Source organism: Acinetobacter lwoffii (assembly GCF_029024105.1).
Classification (GTDB): Bacteria; Pseudomonadota; Gammaproteobacteria; order Pseudomonadales; family Moraxellaceae; genus Acinetobacter; species Acinetobacter lwoffii.
The window spans coordinates 1012116-1028889 of sequence record NZ_CP118963.1 but is presented as its reverse complement, the minus strand read 5'-3'; the positions used below and the strand labels follow the sequence as shown (position 1 = coordinate 1028889).

The following is a 16774-nucleotide window of genomic DNA, read 5'->3' as shown; positions in this document are numbered from 1 at the left end:
GGCATGTTTACATGGTTTTTCAGCCATTTATGAACAACCAATAGATATGCTGTTAGGAGTTGATTCGATGCATTCTTCAATTTTGAAGTCTTTTATGGCCATTGCCACGATCGTCACGCTGACGCAATCGCAGGCAGATATGGTTCCGTCATCTTCATTCACCAATGAAAATGACAATTCGCGTCTTGCAACGCGAGTACTCAATAAAGAAGCTCAAAGCTTCAATTCAAATTTCACAAATTTGAACAGCCTTTCAATCACTGAGCGTTCTGGCGATAAAGTTCGCCGTGAAACCATTGCAGCGAAAATTGAACTTCCTGCAGAAGAGCCTTCAGTGATTGAAAAACTGAATACAGTGGCTTCTAATACTGTACGTAAATTCAGTCAGACAGGTACAGCGTCTTGGTATGGTCGTCAATTCCACGGCCGTAAAACTGCAAGCGGTGAAACCTTTGACATGAACGCAATGACGGCTGCTCATCGTAGCCTGCCATTGAACTGCTATATTCGCGTAACTAACCGCAATAACGGCAAGAGCGTTGTGGTTAAAGTAAATGACCGTGGTCCTTTCCATGGCAACCGTGTTGTTGATTTATCTTACGGTGCTGCGAAACAGTTGGGTATTACCAGTGCAGGTACTGCAAAAGTCAGTATTGAACGTGTCGCTGGTCCAAATTCTTAAGATTTGACCTGCAACACATTTAACAAAAGCCACAGCAATGTGGCTTTTTTATTGTGCTCATTTTCTAGAAGAATATAAACGCTCATGCTCAGCCCTATCTTAAAGTTCTTTCAAGAAAATTTTGGTAGGCTCATCCTGCCTGATAAAATTCGCTCGCTTGCATGATTAACTTTTGACCATATCCGGATTCTGCTTTATATTTCCAGATAAGCAAAAACATGTTCATGGAATGGAGCGAAGAATGAAAACAATATCTGAATGGTTTGATGAATATAGCGACAGCCATCAAAATAAAACCAACAAGCTAATTCACTGGGTTTGCGTACCGACCATCTATTTTTCGATTATTGGCATTCTGGCGCATTTCAGCGCTTTGCTGACTACCCTGCTACTGGTTTTGGCTTTTATCTTCTATGCACGCCTAGATCTTGTTTTGACAGTAGCGATGGCTACGTTGACTTTGGTCATGGCCTGGCTCATCTGGATTCTGCCAGTCGGTACCGGTTTCTTTATTGCCCTGTTTGTCTTAGCCTGGATTGGCCAATTTTATGGGCACAAAGTGGAAGGTAAAAAGCCTTCGTTCTTCAAAGACCTCCAATTCCTCCTCATTGGCCCAATTTGGTGCATGGATGCCTATTTAGGTAAAATCCTACCGAACTGGAAATCGCGCCATAACAGCGCAATTATGAGCGTTTAAACGCCATATTCGATTTATCCAATTAGAAGAACCTTATTGATAGGTTCTTCCTTGATGTTTTAACCAGCCATCGACATGTTTTCGCGCAGGGTCATGATGCGTCCAGTGAATCACCCCGCCCTTGTCACTGTATTCATATTCTCCATAAAACTCGACCTGATCCTGTTTTTGAATACTCTGAATACGCGGTGCCAGATCGATATTATGTGCAACCAGTACAGTTTGGCCATTTGGTAATTCGAGGATAAACTTTTGATGGCGCGATCCTTCATGATCATCTGGCAAAACGGCAATCACCTGCCCGCTTGAACGCACTTGTAGATCACTCTGGCGCTGTTGAAACGCCCGTGCAATTCGGTCCAGATCATCAGTCGTTTGAGAGGGTACTAAATTAGGCTCTGAATCAAGCGTTTCAGTTGTAGTATCAGATGCGGATGGAATAAGTGGTTGGGATTGTTGTAGATCCAGGCCCAGATAAGCAGCAATCAACAGTGCAATGACTGCACCGATGCTCAGATTGGTTTTATTTGGCATTTTTATAACTTTTTTATTAAATGATGAATACATGATCTGAGCTCTATCACCAAACCCAAATCCTATTCTTGAATTGCTGATGAAGAATAAATCAACATAAAAAAGCCCCATCAATCAGATAGGGCTTTTTCTAATTCCTAAGGAATTATTTTGCAGCAGCTTGAGCAGCAGCAACTTCTTCAGCGAAGCTCATTTCTGCTTTTTTCTCAATGCCTTCACCAACTTCGAAACGAACGAAGTTTGCAACTGTAGTACCAGTTGCTTTAAGAACGTCTGCAACTTTCTTGTCGTTGTCGATTACGTACATTTGACGCTCAAGCACAACTTCATTCAAGTATTTCTCAACAGAACCTACAACCATCTTCTCAACGATATTTGCTGGCTTGCCAGATTCAAGTGCTTTCGCTTCAGCAATTTCTTTCTCTTTCGCGATAAGCTCAGCAGAAACGCCTTCAGCATTTACAGCAACTGGATTGAACGCAGCAACGTGCATTGCCAAGCCTTTACCTGTAGCTTCATCACCAGTGTAAGAAACAACAACACCGATTTTAAGACCGTGTTTGTAAACTGCAAGGTTTTCGCCTTCAACAATTTTCGCACGACGTACTTGGATGTTTTCACCGATTTTTTGAACAAGAGCGATACGCGCTTCTTCAACAGTCGTACCATCTTCTAGTTTCAATTCAGCGATTTGAGCAGGATCAGTTACGTTTGCAGCAAGTGCAGCAGCAGCAACTTTCGCAGAGAAACCAGCAAAGTTTTCGTCTTTTGCAACGAAGTCAGTTTGACAGTTAACTTCTAGAAGAAGTGCTTTGTTGCCGTCTTGAGCAATTGTGATCGCGCCGTCAGCAGCAATGTTACCTGCTTTTTTAGCAGCTTTAGCTTGACCAGATTTACGTAGGTTATCGATCGCTAATTCAACGTCGCCGCCCGCTTCTGTCAAAGCTTTTTTACATTCCATCATTGCAAGACCAGTACGATCGCGCAATTCTTTAACCATGCTTGCTGTAACTGCAGTCATGTTTATCTCCTAAATTCGGTAGAAAATGAATTCTTTTTAGAACAGAAACGGCCCAGAGGAGTTCTCATGGGCCGCCTGCATACATAACGCTTACTTTGCCACCATCACATGTCGCAAAAATGACAAGCTAGCGTCAAACGCATTAAGCCTCAGAAGCTGGAGCTTCTTCTGCTTTAGCTTGTGCATTTGCTTGTGATTGAGCATATTCTTTACCAGCAAGAATCGCATCAGCCATAGCAGAAGCATAAAGTGTTACTGCACGGATCGCATCATCGTTACCCGGGATAACGTAGTCTACGTTGTCTGGGTTAGAGTTTGTATCAACGATACCGATTACAGGAATACCAAGGTTCTTAGCTTCTTTGATTGCAATCGCTTCGTGATCAACATCGATTACGAATAATGCGTCAGGTAAACCACCCATGTTTTTAACGCCGCCTAAGCCACGCTCAAGTTTTTCCATCTCACGAGTACGCTCTAGAGCTTCACGTTTAGTCAGCTTAGCGAAAGTACCGTCTTGAGATTGAGTTTGAAGGTCTTTTAAACGGTTGATAGATTGGCGAAGTGTTTTCCAGTTCGTCAACATACCACCTAACCAGCGGTGATCTACATATGGTTGACCAGCGCGTTGAGCTTGTTCACGGATGATCGCAGAAGCTGCACGTTTAGTACCAACGAACAAAACTTTGTTCTTTTTGCTAGCCAAGTTGTTAGCAAAGTTCAAAGCATCATTTAACGCAGGAACAGTGTGCTCAAGGTTGATGATGTGAATTTTGTTACGCGCACCAAAGATGTAATCACGCATCTTTGGATTCCAGAAACGAGTTTGGTGACCAAAGTGCGCGCCAGCTTGAAGAAGGTCGCGCATGCTTACGTTGTAATCTGCCATTTTCTTTACCTTAAAGTTTGGGTTAGGCCTCCATATACCCGCATTCTCCACCCTAAAGGGCACCCAGAGTAATGTGTCGATATATGTGCGGATTTTTTGCCTCATCGCACAAAGCCCGTGAAATTTATTCACGAAAAAGCATTTGATAAAATGGGCGGCTATTTATACCATAGTCACACACAAATTTCCAAAAGTTTTTAGAGATCATGAACAACACTTACCAAGCTCCACGTCGACTCATCAAAACCTCTGACGAAATTGAAAAAATGCGTGTGGCAGGGCGACTGGCGGCAGAAGTTTTGGATATGATCAAACCGCATATTGTTCCGGGTGTCACCACTCTGGAACTTGATACGATTTGTCATGACTATATTGTCAATCAACAACAGGCGATTCCTGCATGCTTAGGCTATGGCGCTGCACCGGGTCGACCTGCCTTCCAACATACCATTTGTACTTCTGTGAACCATGTGGTGTGTCACGGCATTCCATCAGACAGTAAAAAATTGAAAAAAGGCGACATCCTGAACATTGATGTGACCGTGATTAAAGATGGCTATCATGGTGACACCAACATGATGTACATCGTGGGTGGTGAAACCACGATCCTTGCCAACCGTCTATGTAAGGTAGCGCAAGAAGCCATGTACCGGGGTATTGAAACTGTAAAACCGGGTTCAACTATTGGCGATATTGGTCATGCCATTCAGCAGTATGTTGAATCTGAGCGTTTTGGCGTGGTACGTGAATATTGTGGTCACGGTATTGGTACGACTTTCCATGACGAACCGCAAGTGCTGCATTATGGTCAACCAGATACTGGCATGGTGCTTGAAGAAGGCATGACCTTTACCATTGAGCCAATGGTCAATGGCGGCGACTGGAAAACCAAATTACTCGGTGATAAATGGACAGTGGTCACCAAAGATCACTCATTGTCGGCACAATATGAACATACAATTCTGGTGACTAAAACCGGCGCGGAAATTTTAACAGCACGCCCGGACGAAGATTTGTCACGCTTTAGTGCGTAACCACAACATCAACAACACAAAATGGTCACTTTAAAGTGGCCATTTTTATTTTATATTTCATGCATCAATATGCATGACCGAGATGTAAAAAGTCTCCCCTTGCCTGCTTCCAGCACATCGAAATTCAAGATAAAGTTCGGCCAATACACCATTTTTTCCTTAAAGTTTTCCAAATTCTTTTGCCCTATCTGCACCATTTTAGGCTAAGATAATGTGCTTTTTATTTTTTAATCCCTATAAGAAGGAATACTGCCGTGGACGTACGTCTCTCTGATCGTGTGAATGCCATCAAACCGTCCCCTACGCTTGCTGTGACCAACAAAGCTGCTGAATTAAAAGCTGCAGGTCACAACGTGATTGGTTTGGGCGCAGGTGAACCAGATTTTGATACCCCTCAACACATCAAAGATGCAGCAATTGCAGCGATTAACAACGGTTTCACCAAATACACCGCTGTTGACGGTACGCCAGGTCTTAAAAAAGCCATTATTGCTAAATTCAAACGCGACAATAACCTAGACTATGCAGCAAACCAGATTCTGGTTTCTTGTGGTGGTAAGCAATCATTCTTTAACTTGGCCCTTGCTTTGTTAAACAAAGGTGATGAAGTCATCATCCCTGCACCATTCTGGGTAAGCTACCCGGACATGGTGATCATCGCTGAAGGTATTCCTGTTATTGTGAAATGTGGTGAAGAACAACGTTTCAAAATCACCCCTGAACAATTAGAAGCTGCAATCACTGACAAAACACGTCTAGTAGTATTGAACAGCCCGTCTAACCCTACAGGTATGATCTACACTAAAGCTGAGCTTGAAGCGCTGGCTGACGTACTGCGTAAATACCCAGAAGTATTTATCGCATCTGATGATATGTACGAACCAATCCGTTGGGATGACGAGTTCTACAACATCGCAACAGTTGCACCAGACCTTTATGACCGCACGATTGTGTTAAACGGTGTATCTAAAGCCTATGCAATGACTGGCTGGCGTATCGGCTACGCAGCGGGCCCTGCTAAACTGATTGGTGCAATGAAAAAGATCCAATCTCAGTCAACTTCAAACCCAACTTCAATTTCGCAAGTTGCTGCTGAAGCTGCCTTGAATGGTCCTCAAGATGTACTTGAGCCAATGATTGAAGCATTCAAACGTCGCCATGACCTAGTTGTGAAAGGCTTGAATGACATTCACGGTATTTCTTGCTTGCCTGCTGATGGCGCATTCTATGCATATGCCAACATCAAACCGTTGATTCGTGCCAAAGGTCTTAAATCTTGCACAGAATTCTCTGCATGGTTACTGGAAGAGACTGGCGTTGCAGTGGTTCCTGGCGATGCATTCGGTCTTGGCGGTTTCATGCGCATCTCTTACGCTACTGCTGACGAAGTACTGGTGGATGCACTTGCACGCATCAAGAAAGCGGCTGATTCAATCGAAGGCGTTGATGCTGCGATTGCTTCAATCGAAGCTGAAAAAGCTGCAAAATAATCTAGCTTGCTAAATAAAAAAACCCGCGAATTTCGCGGGTTTTTTTATGTTCTTCAACATGTATTAAACAGTGAGCCGTATTCGCTTATAGCTCAAGTATTTAATGAGTAAACAAACAAAACATAGACTTGCTGCAATCGTGTACGCAATACTCAACATCCACCAAAAACCATGAATCCCCAATGCATTGCTTTGCCAATTGAACAGTGTCATTGGATGATACGCCACATACCAACTACCCCCTAAGCCCACGACCAACACCGTACTGATAAAAATAAACATTGGTCTGACAATTTCACGCCAGCAACGTAGCATTGCCAAACTAATCACCAGTAGCGCATCAAAGATATGCATCCAACACATTAACAAGATCAATGCCAAGGCTAATGCAATCACCTGCGCATCATTGCTAAATAACCCCACAATCCAACTATCTAAGCCCCAAATAGTCAACACGACAACGATAGCTATTAGCATCACAGCCATCAGTGCCCGCTTACTGAGTTGCCATGCAGCATCAATCTGCTCCGCACCGATTTTAGTCGACACCAAAATACCGAAGGCGGATGCCATCGACATCGGCAACATAAACATCAGGCCCAATAAACCAAGCATCACCTAATGTGCATTCACTACAATGTCACCCAAAGGCAAGATCAGCAAGGCAATCGCGCTGATGGCAAATACATCCACAAAAGTCACCACCGCATTGGGCAATCCAATTTTTAAAATTTTCAACAAAGTCTGCCAGTGAAAGAAAACACCAGACCACTGGATCTTTAACTTATGCTCAAGGAAGAAAAAATAGTAAACAAACAGCAGTACCCACTGCACAATCAAATGTGCCATGAATGCACCTTCAACGCCATAGCTTGTAACATAACCCTCAATGCCATAAATCAAGACATAAGCCAAAGCCACTTTGAGCAGTAAATAGATCATATTGGCGTAGAACACGCGCTTAGCATGCCCACAGGCTTGGGTTAAAATATATAAAATACGCAACAATAAATGCGCTGGAATCGTCCAAGCCAACAGCCACAGACATGGCACAATCAATGTCTGTAAGGCCGCATCTGCCTTTAAAAAATCAAGCAAAGGAGTCGCATGATTAAACAAGTACATCGCAACAGCAGAAATCACCAGTACAATCAAAATACTTTGCTTCACAATACGTTGGATGTCCGCATAATCCTGACGCCCATTGGCTTCTGCCAACTCTTGCATCATGCCCTGTAACACCCCAATACCCGTCACAAAGCACAAAGAATAAACAGACAAACAGACTGCCAATGCAGCCACATGCTGAGGTGAAAAATGTGATAGAAAAATCACGTCGAACAAACCACTTAGCATAATAATGGCATTACTGAGAAAAATAGGCACCCAAAGATGCAGAAACTGTTTCATCACCCTATCACTCGATTTTTTAATTCTTTTATAAGATTCGTTTTTTTTTGGCAGATTATTTAGATCTGAGATATTTCATTAGAAATGTATACCAGTATCGTGCCATAAATTATTCTATTTCTTATTTTTTATAAAAATGATTTTACTCAGGTGCAGGCAATATACTTCTTACAAAATAATCCGCCATTCCTATACCAGATTGCTATTATCGATGTCACAATTTTGAATTAAACCTCAACAACTCAAGAATAATGGCAGGAAAAGTACAATGAACCCAAAAGAAATGAGCGGTTTAGCATTACTGGAAGCGATGCGTGATGAAAAAATCCCGGCCCCAAGTATTAGCGAAACCATGTCGATGCAACCAGCAGTGATTGAAAGCGGAAATGTAGAATTTAAGGTCAAAGCTGATGATCGACATTTAAATCCGCTTGGCGGCGTCCATGGTGGTTTTGCTGCAACCGTTTTGGATACCGTGACAGGCTGCGCGATTCATACTTTACTTGAAGCAGGTGTCGGTTATGGCACCATTGATCTGAATGTAAAGATGTGCCGCCCCATACCTCAGAATCAGCCACTGAAAGCCGTAGGAAAATCAATTAATCTCAGTAAAAATTTAGGTATTTCTGAAGGTCAGATTCTGGATGAAGAAGGTCGCCTGTATGCTCATGCCACTGCGACCTGTATGATTATTCGGACTGAATGAAATTGCTAGCCTGCACAACTCATCAGGTAATTCATTTAAATAATACTGCTTTTCGCCTGCCCCGCTTCAACAAATGACAAGCGTGGTCGAGTTAAGCCTTGAAACTCAAAATAATGCTTGGAAACATTGGCTAATTCCACATCTTGTGTTTGTGTTATTGAGGCTTGCCACGCTTTAGACTGATTGGTTCCCGTCAAAAGATTCCCAGAAATGGCATAGATATAAAGATCTTTGTCTTGCTCTTTCAGATAGTCTGCATTCAGGAAAACTTCAAAGTTAAATTGACGTTCAGTTTCTACCAACCATTTTTCTGCAAACCATAATTGCAGCAAATCACCTAAATAAAGTGATTTTTGCGCCAAGGGCCATAGCGTGATATGAGCGTCTTTAACCGGGATATAATACTGTGCAGGATCAGCAATAATTTGCAGATAGTTTTCTTGATAATAAGCGAGTTGAGAGAAAATTTGAGGGATGCAGAGCGTATTCATTCGCTGTCTCCGGTTTAGCCATTTTTGTGCTGGCAAGTAGGTTTAAATCCACACTGTTTGACCATTTGGTCAAACGACTTTATGGTTTTAATCTAGCAAGTGAAATTTATTCTGACAAGTATTTTTCGTGAAATTTATGCAATTGCCTAAATTAAAAACAGACAGGCTGTATTTATAATAAATATGATAATTTTTGCTTGACCCCTGTCAAAATCTCTCTATAATCGCTTTCAGATTCTCCAATAGCTCAGTCGGTAGAGCGACGGACTGTTAATCCGCAGGTCCCTGGTTCGAGCCCAGGTTGGAGAGCCAAATTCAAGAAAGCCCACTCATAATGAAGTGGGCTTTTTTATTACTTAAAATTTGACGGCTTGTTATTTTCAAATATTTAAAATAAATAATTATTTTCAATCCCTCATAAAACTCGATATATAAATACCCCTCTTTTAAAATTTCGAGATATAAAAAATCCCCCATAGATGGAGGATTTTTAAGCTGTCACCGAGATTAAGCCGCTTGAGCCGGAACACCGCTATGAAAACGGAAAGTTTCATCAGGCGTGAGAATTAGCTGTTTTTCAACTTCACGAATATGCAGGATTCGCTCCTGAATATCCTCTTTCGGATTTTTCAGTTTCGCTGTGGTAGCCACATCCATCGCCAAAGCCAGATAGTCTTCAAAATGGCGAGATTCGGACTTGAGCAGGTAGCGGTAGTAACGTGCCAATTCATCATCAACACGCGAAGCAAGCGCGTAGAAACGCTCACAGGAACGTGCTTCCACAAAGGCACCAATCACCAAGACATCAATCAACGCTTCAGGTTCAAAAGTCCGGATTTCTTTGCGTAAACCACTAGCATAACGCCCTGCACTCAAGTTCTGCCAAGCCTGACCGCGCTTGTTCATCAATTCAAGTACCTGCTCATAATGCAGCATTTCTTCCCGTACCAGCTGTGCAAGCTTCACCTGTAGATCAACAAAATAGCTATAACGAAACATCAGGTTCATGGCCGTGCTGGCCGCTTTTTTTTCACAGTTGGCATGGTCCTGCATCAAGATTTCCAGATTTTCGACCGCCATATCCAGCCATGCTTGCGGTGTTTCACAACCGAGGAAAGCAATCACCGGCTGCATCAGTTCATCATAATTAATATTCGACATAATTACTCTAATCTTAACGCGCTGACTTAATCACGGCTTTCATTTGCTGAACCGCTTGTGCCAGACCAACAAATACCGCATCCGCAATTAAAGAATGACCGATATTGAGCTCATGAATCTGTGGAATCGCAGCAATCGGCGTCACGTTATCCAAATTTAAGCCATGGCCCGCATTTACCACCAAACCTTTAGATGCAGCATATTCAGCACCTTTCACAATGCGTTCCAGTTCCGCTTGTTGCGCTTCTGGAGTTTCTGCATCGGCATAGGCGCCTGTGTGAATCTCAATCGTCGGTGCACCACAAGCAACTGCTGCATCAATTTGTGCAAAATCGGCATCAATAAATAAAGATACATCACAACCAATGGCTTCCAGCTCTTGAGTCGCGGCTTTTACAGCATCAAAATTACCCACGACATCCAGACCACCTTCAGTGGTCACTTCCTGACGTTTTTCAGGAACAAAACAAACATGCTGTGGCTTGATTTCCTTGGCAAAGGCGATCATTTCATCTGTTACCGCCAACTCAAGGTTCATACGGGTTTTTAACGCAGGACGCATACGACGTACATCGTCATCCTGAATGTGACGACGGTCTTCACGCAAGTGCAAGGTAATGCCTTCTGCCCCTGCCTGTTCGCAGATCAATGCAGCATTGACTGGGTCTGGGTACGTCGTACCACGTGCTTGTCTTAATGTTGCGACATGGTCAATATTGACACCAAGTAATGCAGCCATAATCTTTTCCTAACTACGATTGAGATTGAGAGTTTTGAATCCAGAGTTGTCGACTCTTTAATGGTCGATCACCAAGCAAGGCCGTGATCACCTGTCGATACAGTTTCGTCAGTAATTGTAACTGTTCCGGATTAAAATCCCCACCATTTTCATGCATCAACATACTTAAAATCTGTTGACCAGACATAGTGGAGCGTAAGGCTTTGGCCGATGGCATAAAGCCGGCATTGAGCTGAAAATAATAATGCTGTAGTGGATCAATCTGCGCCTGATTGGCATCTACCGAAAAATCCAGACCATAACCGAGTTCTTCCAACAAAACATGCTCAAACTGGCGCAAGATCTGTTTTAAATATAAATTTGGATTGGATTGTGCGGATAACTGCTGCAATGCAGTCAAAGTCTCAGCATATTTGGCAAAAGTTTGCGGCATTTCGACTTCTAAAGGACATAAGCGCAACAGGATTTCATTCAGATAAAAACCCGAAAAAAAGGCATCGCCAAAAAAGAAAATCGGCTGATTAACAATTTCCAGTTTAGTAAAATTTTTGAGTTCGGATTTACCCGAAGCCTGCAAACGAATAGGCTGATATTGCGGTGGTGGCATTTGCCTGAGAATACCATCTACCCTGCCATATTCTTGAGTAAATAAATGCACAATATGACTGCGTTCACGGTACTTACGATGATGAATCAGATAACCATGCAGTACTTCGTTACGCATAAGCGGGCACTTTAATCCTTATCTTTTTTTGATTTTTTATCATCTTCTTCGTCATCCCCATCTGGGATCACTGCTCCCACAACAGCCGCAGTGCCTTTGACTGCGACTTTTGTGGTTTTATAAGCCACCTTGACAGGAACCGTGACCACTTTATGAATACAGCCTTGCAGAAATAAAACACATGCAACCACTGCCAACACTTTCATCATCAAAGAATTCCTCGAGGGGGCTTATATTCTTATCGCTTAGATATCACTATAACCTAAGCTTTTTAATGCACGTTCATCATCAGACCAGCCGCCTTTGACTTTCACCCAAAGGGTTAACATGATTTTCTGTTCGAACATTTTTTCCATGTCGAGACGCGCATCCATACCGATTTTCTTCAGTTTGACACCTTTCTCGCCAATCACAATGGCTTTTTGGCTCGGATGATCGACAAAAATCGTGGCATCAATATAGGTACAGGCAGCTTTCATACGACCGGTTTTTTCATTCAAGACCGGCTCTTCAGTTTTGAATGATTCGATCTGAACGGTCAAATCGTATGGAAGCTCTTCACCCAGCTGACGCATGATCTTTTCACGGATAATTTCAGACGCCAGGAAACGCTCTGAACGATCGGTCAGTTGATCCAGTGAGTATAGTGGTGGCTGGAACGGAAGATACTTGGCAATCGTGTCACGTAAATGTTCAAGATTGGCACCACGAAGCGCAGATACCGGTACGATTTCCGCAAAGTTCATCAGCTTTTCGCGTTCACGAATCAGCGGCAAAGCTTCGTTCTTGTTTTCAAAAGTATCGAGCTTGTTGATCACCAGAATCACTGGCATTTCAGCATTTTTCAGCTTTTCCAGAACCAGGTCATCATTTGGCGTCCACTTTTGTGCATCCACTACGAATAAAACCAGGTTCACATCGCGTAAAGCCGAATGTGCCGCACGGTTCATCATTTTATTGATGGCACGGACTTCTTTTTTATGCATCCCCGGTGTATCGACAAATACCGCCTGAGATTTTTCACGTGAATCAATCCCCACGATTTTATGACGTGTAGTTTGTGGTTTACGTGAGGTAATCGAAAGTTTTTGACCCAGAATATGGTTCATTAAGGTAGATTTACCCACATTCGGGCGACCTACAATGGCAACAAAACCACTACGATAATCCGATGGGATCTCGGTGCCTTGTGCACTAAAAAATTGACTAATAAGGTCGTGACTGTCGCTTTGCGACTCGTGATCAGCATCAATGTGATCGGAATGAGTAGTCATTAAGACTTATGCTCCAAAAGTTTCAAAATATCCGCCGCAACGGCTTGTTCAGCAAAACGCCGGCTCGCGCCTTCGCCTTGCATGGTCGGCAATCCCGCAATCTGGCATTCCACTTTAAAATGCTGATTGGGTGCATCACCTTGAATATCTACAACCTCGTAAACTGGGAGAGGTTTCTTACGTGCTTGTAAATACTCTTGTAAGCGAGATTTAGGATCTTTAAGCTGATCTGTCGGCTCAATATGATCTAAATATGGCTCGTACCATTTTAACACAATCGGTTCTAGCACAGTGAGATCACCGCAGTCGACATAGATTGCACCAATAATAGCTTCTACCGTATCTGCCAGTATAGACTCACGATGATGACCGCCAGATTTCAATTCACCGGTACTGAGAATTAAATTCTGGCTCAGTTTTAAATCATTGGCGATTTTTCCTAATGCTTCCTGACGAACCAAGGTCGCACGCATACGCGTCAACCGGCCTTCATTTTCGCTTGGATAGGCATTAAAAAGATAATTCGCAATGATCATCCCTAAAAGAGAATCGCCCAGAAATTCCAGGCGCTCGTAGTTGTGTTTATGACTGACTGAACGATGAGTCAATGCCAGTTTCAGCAAATCAGCCTGTTTAAACTGATAGCCGATCCGTTTGGCAAGACGTTCATCATTTAGCTTTGACTGTGCTTTGATCAAACTCTTTCTCAAACTTCATCACTAAATCGATATTCATTATGAAATTTTTACGAATTTCATAATTCTTGTGCACCTGTAAACCATCGGTATTGGTAACTTTGGCAATTTCGTCAAACTTCAGATCACGAATATTATTCATTTCTAAACGCTGACTCATCTGTTGACGGAATGTTTCTGGCGTTATATTGGCTGGAGCGCTTTTTAACAGCGCCTCAATCTCACCATCTACCATACGATCATCGAAGTATGGCCCCCACACTGCAATCGCCACTTTTGCAAGAAATGCAAAGCCCACGATTGCAATTAAAACCCCAATATAAGAAGCACCTTGTTGATGTCTCATTTTTATTTTCCTGATTGAAACAATTAATCGATTGTTCCGTTTCGACCAAACGATGGCAATTTAAAGCCAGGTTCTTTATGCATCCAGATATAGAAGGCACGACCTGTTAAGTTTTCTTCCGGAACAAGCCCCCAGAAACGACTGTCAGCACTCTGATCGCGATTATCCCCCATCGCAAAGTAATGACCTTCTGGCACTTTCACTTCCCAATATAAACCATTTTCACCTGAATATTTACCATTTTCCAAATAGTTAATAAAAGGTGCCTGACGAGCGACATTCACGCCTTCCAGCTCACGCATGGTAAAGGTATGCTCACCCAAGGTTTCTTTATGATAAATGGCATTTGGAGTATCTAAACGGTCTTTTTCGCGGCTAAATTCTACTGGAACTTTCGCCACTTTTTCACCATTAATGCTCAACTGGCCATGATCATAAACAATATGATCGCCTGGCAAGCCGACAATACGCTTGATATAACTGATGGTCGGTTGCGGTGGATAACGGAATACCGCTACATCACCACGTTCCGGGCTGCCGGTATCAATAATTTTGGTATTGACCATAGGCAGTTTGATGCCATAGTCAAATTTATTCACCAGAATAAAATCGCCGGTTTCCAGCGTCGGCACCATCGAATCGGATGGAATATTAAAAGGTTCATATAAAAACGAACGCAGTACCAGCACGATGGCCAGTACCGGCCAAAAGTCATAAGCCCAGGTGATAATGAAATTCTCATGGCCTTTGCCTCGGGTTTGTCTTTGCTTCAAAACAAACTTGTCTAGCAACCACACTGCGACAAAAAACAGGGTCGCAGGAACAAGAATTAAATTAAAATCAAAATCCATGGGCTTATATCCTTATTATTTTAGCGTTCGACTTTTAATACAGCTAAGAACGCTTCTTGCGGGATTTCTACGCTACCCACCTGTTTCATGCGTTTCTTACCTTCTTTCTGTTTAGATAGAAGTTTTTTCTTACGTGACACGTCACCACCATAACACTTCGCCAATACGTTTTTACGCATCGCTTTTACAGTCGAACGTGCAATGATTTGCGCACCAATCGCCGCCTGAATCGCGACATCAAACATTTGACGTGGAATCAGGTCTTTCATTTTTTCAACCAGTGCAATACCACGATGACGTGCATCATTACGGTGACAGATCATCGCCAAAGCATCGACTTTTTCCCCATTGATCAAGACATCTACTTTGACTAAAGATGAGCTTTCAAAACGGACAAAGTTATAGTCGAGTGATGCAAAACCACGCGAACAAGACTTCAATTTATCAAAGAAATCCATCACCACTTCGGCCATTGGAATCTCAAAGGTAATGGAAACCTGATTCGCCATAAACTTCATGTCTTTTTGCACACCACGGCGCTCAACACATAACGTCATGACGTTACCCAAGTATTCTTGCGGTACCAGAATATGACACTCAGCAATCGGTTCACGTAAATCTTCAACCGTTGAACCATCCGGCATTTTGGATGGACTGTCGATATAAATCGTCTGACCATTCTTCATCACCGCTTCATAAATTACGGTTGGCGCAGAAGAAATCAGGTCAAGATCATACTCGCGTTCCAGACGCTCCTGTACGATTTCCATGTGCAGCATGCCCAAGAAACCACAGCGGAAACCAAAACCGAGCGCATCTGAACTTTCAGGTTCAAAGAACAAAGCCGAGTCATTGATTTGCAGCTTGTGCAATGCTTCACGGAAAGGTTCAAAATCGCTGGCATCAATCGGGAATAGACCAGCATAAACCTGTGGTTTCACCTTTTTAAAGCCCGGCAATGTTGCCACTTCAGGTGTGGTTGCCAAGGTAATCGTATCACCGACTGGCGCACCGAAAATATCTTTGATACCGGCAATGACAAAACCAACTTCACCCGCTTCCAGCATACCGGTTTCAGTATGTTTCGGGTTAAAGATACCTACAGAAGTAATAATATGCGTTTGACCAGTTGATTTGATCAACATCTTGTCGCCTTTACGCACTCGACCCTGCTTGACCCGAACCAGAGAAACTACACCAAGGTAGTTATCAAACCATGAATCCACAATCAGCGCTTGTAATGGCGCTTCGCGATCACCCTCAGGTGCAGGAATTACATTGACCAGTGTTTCAAGCACACCTTCAATACCTAAACCTGTTTTTGCAGAACAGGTCGGCGCTTCTGTGGCTTCAATCCCGATAATGTCTTCAATTTCCTGAATGACACGTTCAGGTTCAGCTTGCGGCAAGTCGATCTTGTTCAGTACCGGAAGTACTTCCAGACCTTGTTCAATTGCGGTATAGCAGTTAGCAACAGACTGTGCTTCTACGCCCTGCGCAGCATCTACAACCAGCAAGGCACCTTCACAGGCAGCAAGGGAGCGTGAGACTTCATACGAGAAGTCGACGTGTCCCGGTGTATCAATAAAGTTCAACTGATACTCTTGACCGTTGGGATGCGTATAGTACAAGGTTACCGAAGTGGCTTTAATGGTAATCCCACGTTCGCGCTCAAGCTCCATTGAGTCAAGGACTTGAGCCTGCATTTCACGATCTTGCAAGCCGCCACAAGTTTGAATAAAGCGATCCGCTAGGGTCGATTTACCGTGGTCAATGTGCGCAATAATCGAGAAGTTACGAATGTTTTTAATATCAACAGATTTTTTAGCTTGCGCCATGGGTTACCTTGAGAAAAAACACGCTATGTAATTTAAAAATATTACATAACAAAAGCCGAATAGAAATTGCGAAGGATTATAGCAGAATGGTGATCTAGAAAAAGAATTATATTTTTTCCTTTATTCCCTAGGTCGCGTACACCTCAGTCAGATGAAATCTGGATCACCATGATTAGAAAATAGCTCCCCAGC

The 16774-nt window shown here is 43.0% G+C and carries 20 protein-coding genes and 1 tRNA gene; 6 read left to right on the top strand and 15 right to left on the bottom strand.

All coding sequences use genetic code 11. From position 1 onward, the window contains the following. Nucleotides 1-67: 67 nt before the first annotated feature. Both PYW33_RS04870 and PYW33_RS04865 read left to right on the top strand, forming a co-directional pair. Nucleotides 68-682: a septal ring lytic transglycosylase RlpA family protein gene (locus PYW33_RS04870; RefSeq protein WP_004279046.1), complete on the top strand. Its 615-nt coding sequence runs from the start codon at nucleotides 68-70 to the stop codon at nucleotides 680-682. A 241-nt stretch (nucleotides 683-923) separates the two neighbouring features. Next, a complete protein-coding gene (locus tag PYW33_RS04865) occupies nucleotides 924-1379 on the top strand; it encodes an Mpo1 family 2-hydroxy fatty acid dioxygenase (RefSeq protein WP_004645605.1) in 456 nt (151 codons plus the stop codon). A 33-nt stretch (nucleotides 1380-1412) separates the two neighbouring features. Here PYW33_RS04865 and PYW33_RS04860 read toward each other — a convergent pair whose 3' ends face one another. The 3 genes from PYW33_RS04860 to rpsB all read right to left on the bottom strand — a co-directional run bounded on the left by PYW33_RS04860 (nucleotide 1413) and on the right by rpsB (nucleotide 3823). Beyond that, on the bottom strand, nucleotides 1413-1913 hold the full coding sequence (locus PYW33_RS04860) for a DUF3465 domain-containing protein (protein WP_026055722.1): 501 nt from the start codon (nucleotides 1911-1913) through the stop codon (nucleotides 1413-1415). 145 nt (nucleotides 1914-2058) lie between these two features. Then, complete coding sequence (gene tsf, locus PYW33_RS04855) at nucleotides 2059-2934, bottom strand: translation elongation factor Ts (RefSeq protein ID WP_004645608.1); 876 nt, start codon at nucleotides 2932-2934, stop codon at nucleotides 2059-2061. Between the two features lie 142 nt (nucleotides 2935-3076). Then, entirely contained in the window at nucleotides 3077-3823 is a 747-nt protein-coding gene (gene rpsB / locus PYW33_RS04850; protein WP_004279050.1) for a 30S ribosomal protein S2, read from the bottom strand. Nucleotides 3824-4029: 206 nt separating this feature from the next. On the opposite strand from rpsB, the gene map reads away from it, so the two are divergent. Continuing rightward, nucleotides 4030-4857 (top strand): type I methionyl aminopeptidase, encoded by an 828-nt coding sequence (gene map / locus PYW33_RS04845; protein WP_004645609.1) that lies wholly within the window; start codon nucleotides 4030-4032, stop codon nucleotides 4855-4857. Nucleotides 4858-5111: 254 nt separating this feature from the next. After that, nucleotides 5112-6347 (top strand): pyridoxal phosphate-dependent aminotransferase, encoded by a 1236-nt coding sequence (locus tag PYW33_RS04840; RefSeq protein ID WP_004645610.1) that lies wholly within the window; start codon nucleotides 5112-5114, stop codon nucleotides 6345-6347. Nucleotides 6348-6410: 63 nt separating this feature from the next. On the opposite strand, the gene PYW33_RS04835 is transcribed toward PYW33_RS04840, so the two are convergent. Together PYW33_RS04835 and PYW33_RS04830 are read right to left on the bottom strand one after the other, a co-directional pair. Further along, the gene (locus PYW33_RS04835) at nucleotides 6411-6962 is read right to left on the bottom strand and encodes an MATE family efflux transporter (protein ID WP_004645612.1); all 552 of its coding nucleotides are present in this window, start codon (nucleotides 6960-6962) and stop codon (nucleotides 6411-6413) included. Between the two features lie 3 nt (nucleotides 6963-6965). Next, nucleotides 6966-7757 (bottom strand): MATE family efflux transporter, encoded by a 792-nt coding sequence (locus PYW33_RS04830; RefSeq protein WP_004645613.1) that lies wholly within the window; start codon nucleotides 7755-7757, stop codon nucleotides 6966-6968. Nucleotides 7758-8025: 268 nt separating this feature from the next. Between PYW33_RS04830 and PYW33_RS04825 the strand changes: the two genes are divergently transcribed. After that, the gene (locus tag PYW33_RS04825) at nucleotides 8026-8463 is read left to right on the top strand and encodes a PaaI family thioesterase (protein ID WP_004645614.1); all 438 of its coding nucleotides are present in this window, start codon (nucleotides 8026-8028) and stop codon (nucleotides 8461-8463) included. A gap of 35 nt (nucleotides 8464-8498) precedes the next feature. Here PYW33_RS04825 and PYW33_RS04820 read toward each other — a convergent pair whose 3' ends face one another. Next, nucleotides 8499-8954 (bottom strand): hypothetical protein, encoded by a 456-nt coding sequence (locus tag PYW33_RS04820; RefSeq protein WP_004645615.1) that lies wholly within the window; start codon nucleotides 8952-8954, stop codon nucleotides 8499-8501. A gap of 236 nt (nucleotides 8955-9190) precedes the next feature. Between PYW33_RS04820 and PYW33_RS04815 the strand changes: the two genes are divergently transcribed. Beyond that, nucleotides 9191-9266 (top strand) — tRNA-Asn (locus tag PYW33_RS04815). A gap of 195 nt (nucleotides 9267-9461) precedes the next feature. Here PYW33_RS04815 and PYW33_RS04810 read toward each other — a convergent pair. Genes PYW33_RS04810 through lepA form a run of 9 tightly spaced genes read right to left on the bottom strand, consistent with a single transcriptional unit; the run spans nucleotide 9462 to nucleotide 16582 of the window. Beyond that, nucleotides 9462-10115: a MiaE family protein gene (locus tag PYW33_RS04810; protein ID WP_004645616.1), complete on the bottom strand. Its 654-nt coding sequence runs from the start codon at nucleotides 10113-10115 to the stop codon at nucleotides 9462-9464. 13 nt (nucleotides 10116-10128) lie between these two features. Then, entirely contained in the window at nucleotides 10129-10854 is a 726-nt protein-coding gene (pdxJ, locus tag PYW33_RS04805) for a pyridoxine 5'-phosphate synthase (RefSeq protein ID WP_004645617.1), read from the bottom strand. Between the two features lie 13 nt (nucleotides 10855-10867). After that, nucleotides 10868-11578: a DNA repair protein RecO gene (gene recO / locus PYW33_RS04800; RefSeq protein WP_004645618.1), complete on the bottom strand. Its 711-nt coding sequence runs from the start codon at nucleotides 11576-11578 to the stop codon at nucleotides 10868-10870. An 11-nt stretch (nucleotides 11579-11589) separates the two neighbouring features. Further along, nucleotides 11590-11787: an NF038104 family lipoprotein gene (locus tag PYW33_RS04795; protein WP_004645619.1), complete on the bottom strand. Its 198-nt coding sequence runs from the start codon at nucleotides 11785-11787 to the stop codon at nucleotides 11590-11592. A 36-nt stretch (nucleotides 11788-11823) separates the two neighbouring features. Next, on the bottom strand, nucleotides 11824-12852 hold the full coding sequence (era, locus tag PYW33_RS04790; RefSeq protein ID WP_004645620.1) for a GTPase Era: 1029 nt from the start codon (nucleotides 12850-12852) through the stop codon (nucleotides 11824-11826). Further along, a complete protein-coding gene (rnc, locus tag PYW33_RS04785) occupies nucleotides 12852-13550 on the bottom strand; it encodes a ribonuclease III (protein WP_004279062.1) in 699 nt (232 codons plus the stop codon). The genes era and rnc overlap by 1 nt, the downstream gene beginning before the upstream one ends. Beyond that, nucleotides 13522-13893: a DUF4845 domain-containing protein gene (locus tag PYW33_RS04780; RefSeq protein ID WP_004645621.1), complete on the bottom strand. Its 372-nt coding sequence runs from the start codon at nucleotides 13891-13893 to the stop codon at nucleotides 13522-13524. The genes rnc and PYW33_RS04780 overlap by 29 nt, the downstream gene beginning before the upstream one ends. Nucleotides 13894-13916: 23 nt before the next feature. Then, nucleotides 13917-14744, bottom strand: coding sequence for a signal peptidase I (gene lepB, locus PYW33_RS04775; protein WP_004279064.1), 828 nt, complete (start codon nucleotides 14742-14744; stop codon nucleotides 13917-13919). Between the two features lie 20 nt (nucleotides 14745-14764). Then, entirely contained in the window at nucleotides 14765-16582 is a 1818-nt protein-coding gene (gene lepA, locus PYW33_RS04770; protein WP_004279065.1) for a translation elongation factor 4, read from the bottom strand. Between the last annotated feature and the right edge of the window lie 192 nt (nucleotides 16583-16774).

What these genes read in the sequence shown, in the direction of transcription:
- PYW33_RS04860 (WP_026055722.1), bottom strand. Translation starts at nt 1,913, where the DNA reads ATGCCAAATAAAACCAATCTGAGCATCGGTGCAGTCATTGCACTGTTG.
- PYW33_RS04795 (WP_004645619.1), bottom strand. Translation starts at nt 11,787, where the DNA reads ATGATGAAAGTGTTGGCAGTGGTTGCATGTGTTTTATTTCTGCAAGGC.
- PYW33_RS04820 (WP_004645615.1), bottom strand. Translation starts at nt 8,954, where the DNA reads ATGAATACGCTCTGCATCCCTCAAATTTTCTCTCAACTCGCTTATTAT.
- era (WP_004645620.1), bottom strand. Translation starts at nt 12,852, where the DNA reads ATGACTACTCATTCCGATCACATTGATGCTGATCACGAGTCGCAAAGC.
- PYW33_RS04865 (WP_004645605.1), top strand. Translation starts at nt 924, where the DNA reads ATGAAAACAATATCTGAATGGTTTGATGAATATAGCGACAGCCATCAA.
- PYW33_RS04830 (WP_004645613.1), bottom strand. Translation starts at nt 7,757, where the DNA reads ATGAAACAGTTTCTGCATCTTTGGGTGCCTATTTTTCTCAGTAATGCC.
- PYW33_RS04810 (WP_004645616.1), bottom strand. Translation starts at nt 10,115, where the DNA reads ATGTCGAATATTAATTATGATGAACTGATGCAGCCGGTGATTGCTTTC.
- map (WP_004645609.1), top strand. Translation starts at nt 4,030, where the DNA reads ATGAACAACACTTACCAAGCTCCACGTCGACTCATCAAAACCTCTGAC.
- PYW33_RS04835 (WP_004645612.1), bottom strand. Translation starts at nt 6,962, where the DNA reads ATGCTTGGTTTATTGGGCCTGATGTTTATGTTGCCGATGTCGATGGCA.
- lepB (WP_004279064.1), bottom strand. Translation starts at nt 14,744, where the DNA reads ATGGATTTTGATTTTAATTTAATTCTTGTTCCTGCGACCCTGTTTTTT.
- pdxJ (WP_004645617.1), bottom strand. Translation starts at nt 10,854, where the DNA reads ATGGCTGCATTACTTGGTGTCAATATTGACCATGTCGCAACATTAAGA.
- PYW33_RS04825 (WP_004645614.1), top strand. Translation starts at nt 8,026, where the DNA reads ATGAACCCAAAAGAAATGAGCGGTTTAGCATTACTGGAAGCGATGCGT.
- recO (WP_004645618.1), bottom strand. Translation starts at nt 11,578, where the DNA reads ATGCGTAACGAAGTACTGCATGGTTATCTGATTCATCATCGTAAGTAC.
- rpsB (WP_004279050.1), bottom strand. Translation starts at nt 3,823, where the DNA reads ATGGCAGATTACAACGTAAGCATGCGCGACCTTCTTCAAGCTGGCGCG.
- PYW33_RS04870 (WP_004279046.1), top strand. Translation starts at nt 68, where the DNA reads ATGCATTCTTCAATTTTGAAGTCTTTTATGGCCATTGCCACGATCGTC.
- tsf (WP_004645608.1), bottom strand. Translation starts at nt 2,934, where the DNA reads ATGACTGCAGTTACAGCAAGCATGGTTAAAGAATTGCGCGATCGTACT.
- lepA (WP_004279065.1), bottom strand. Translation starts at nt 16,582, where the DNA reads ATGGCGCAAGCTAAAAAATCTGTTGATATTAAAAACATTCGTAACTTC.
- PYW33_RS04780 (WP_004645621.1), bottom strand. Translation starts at nt 13,893, where the DNA reads ATGAGACATCAACAAGGTGCTTCTTATATTGGGGTTTTAATTGCAATC.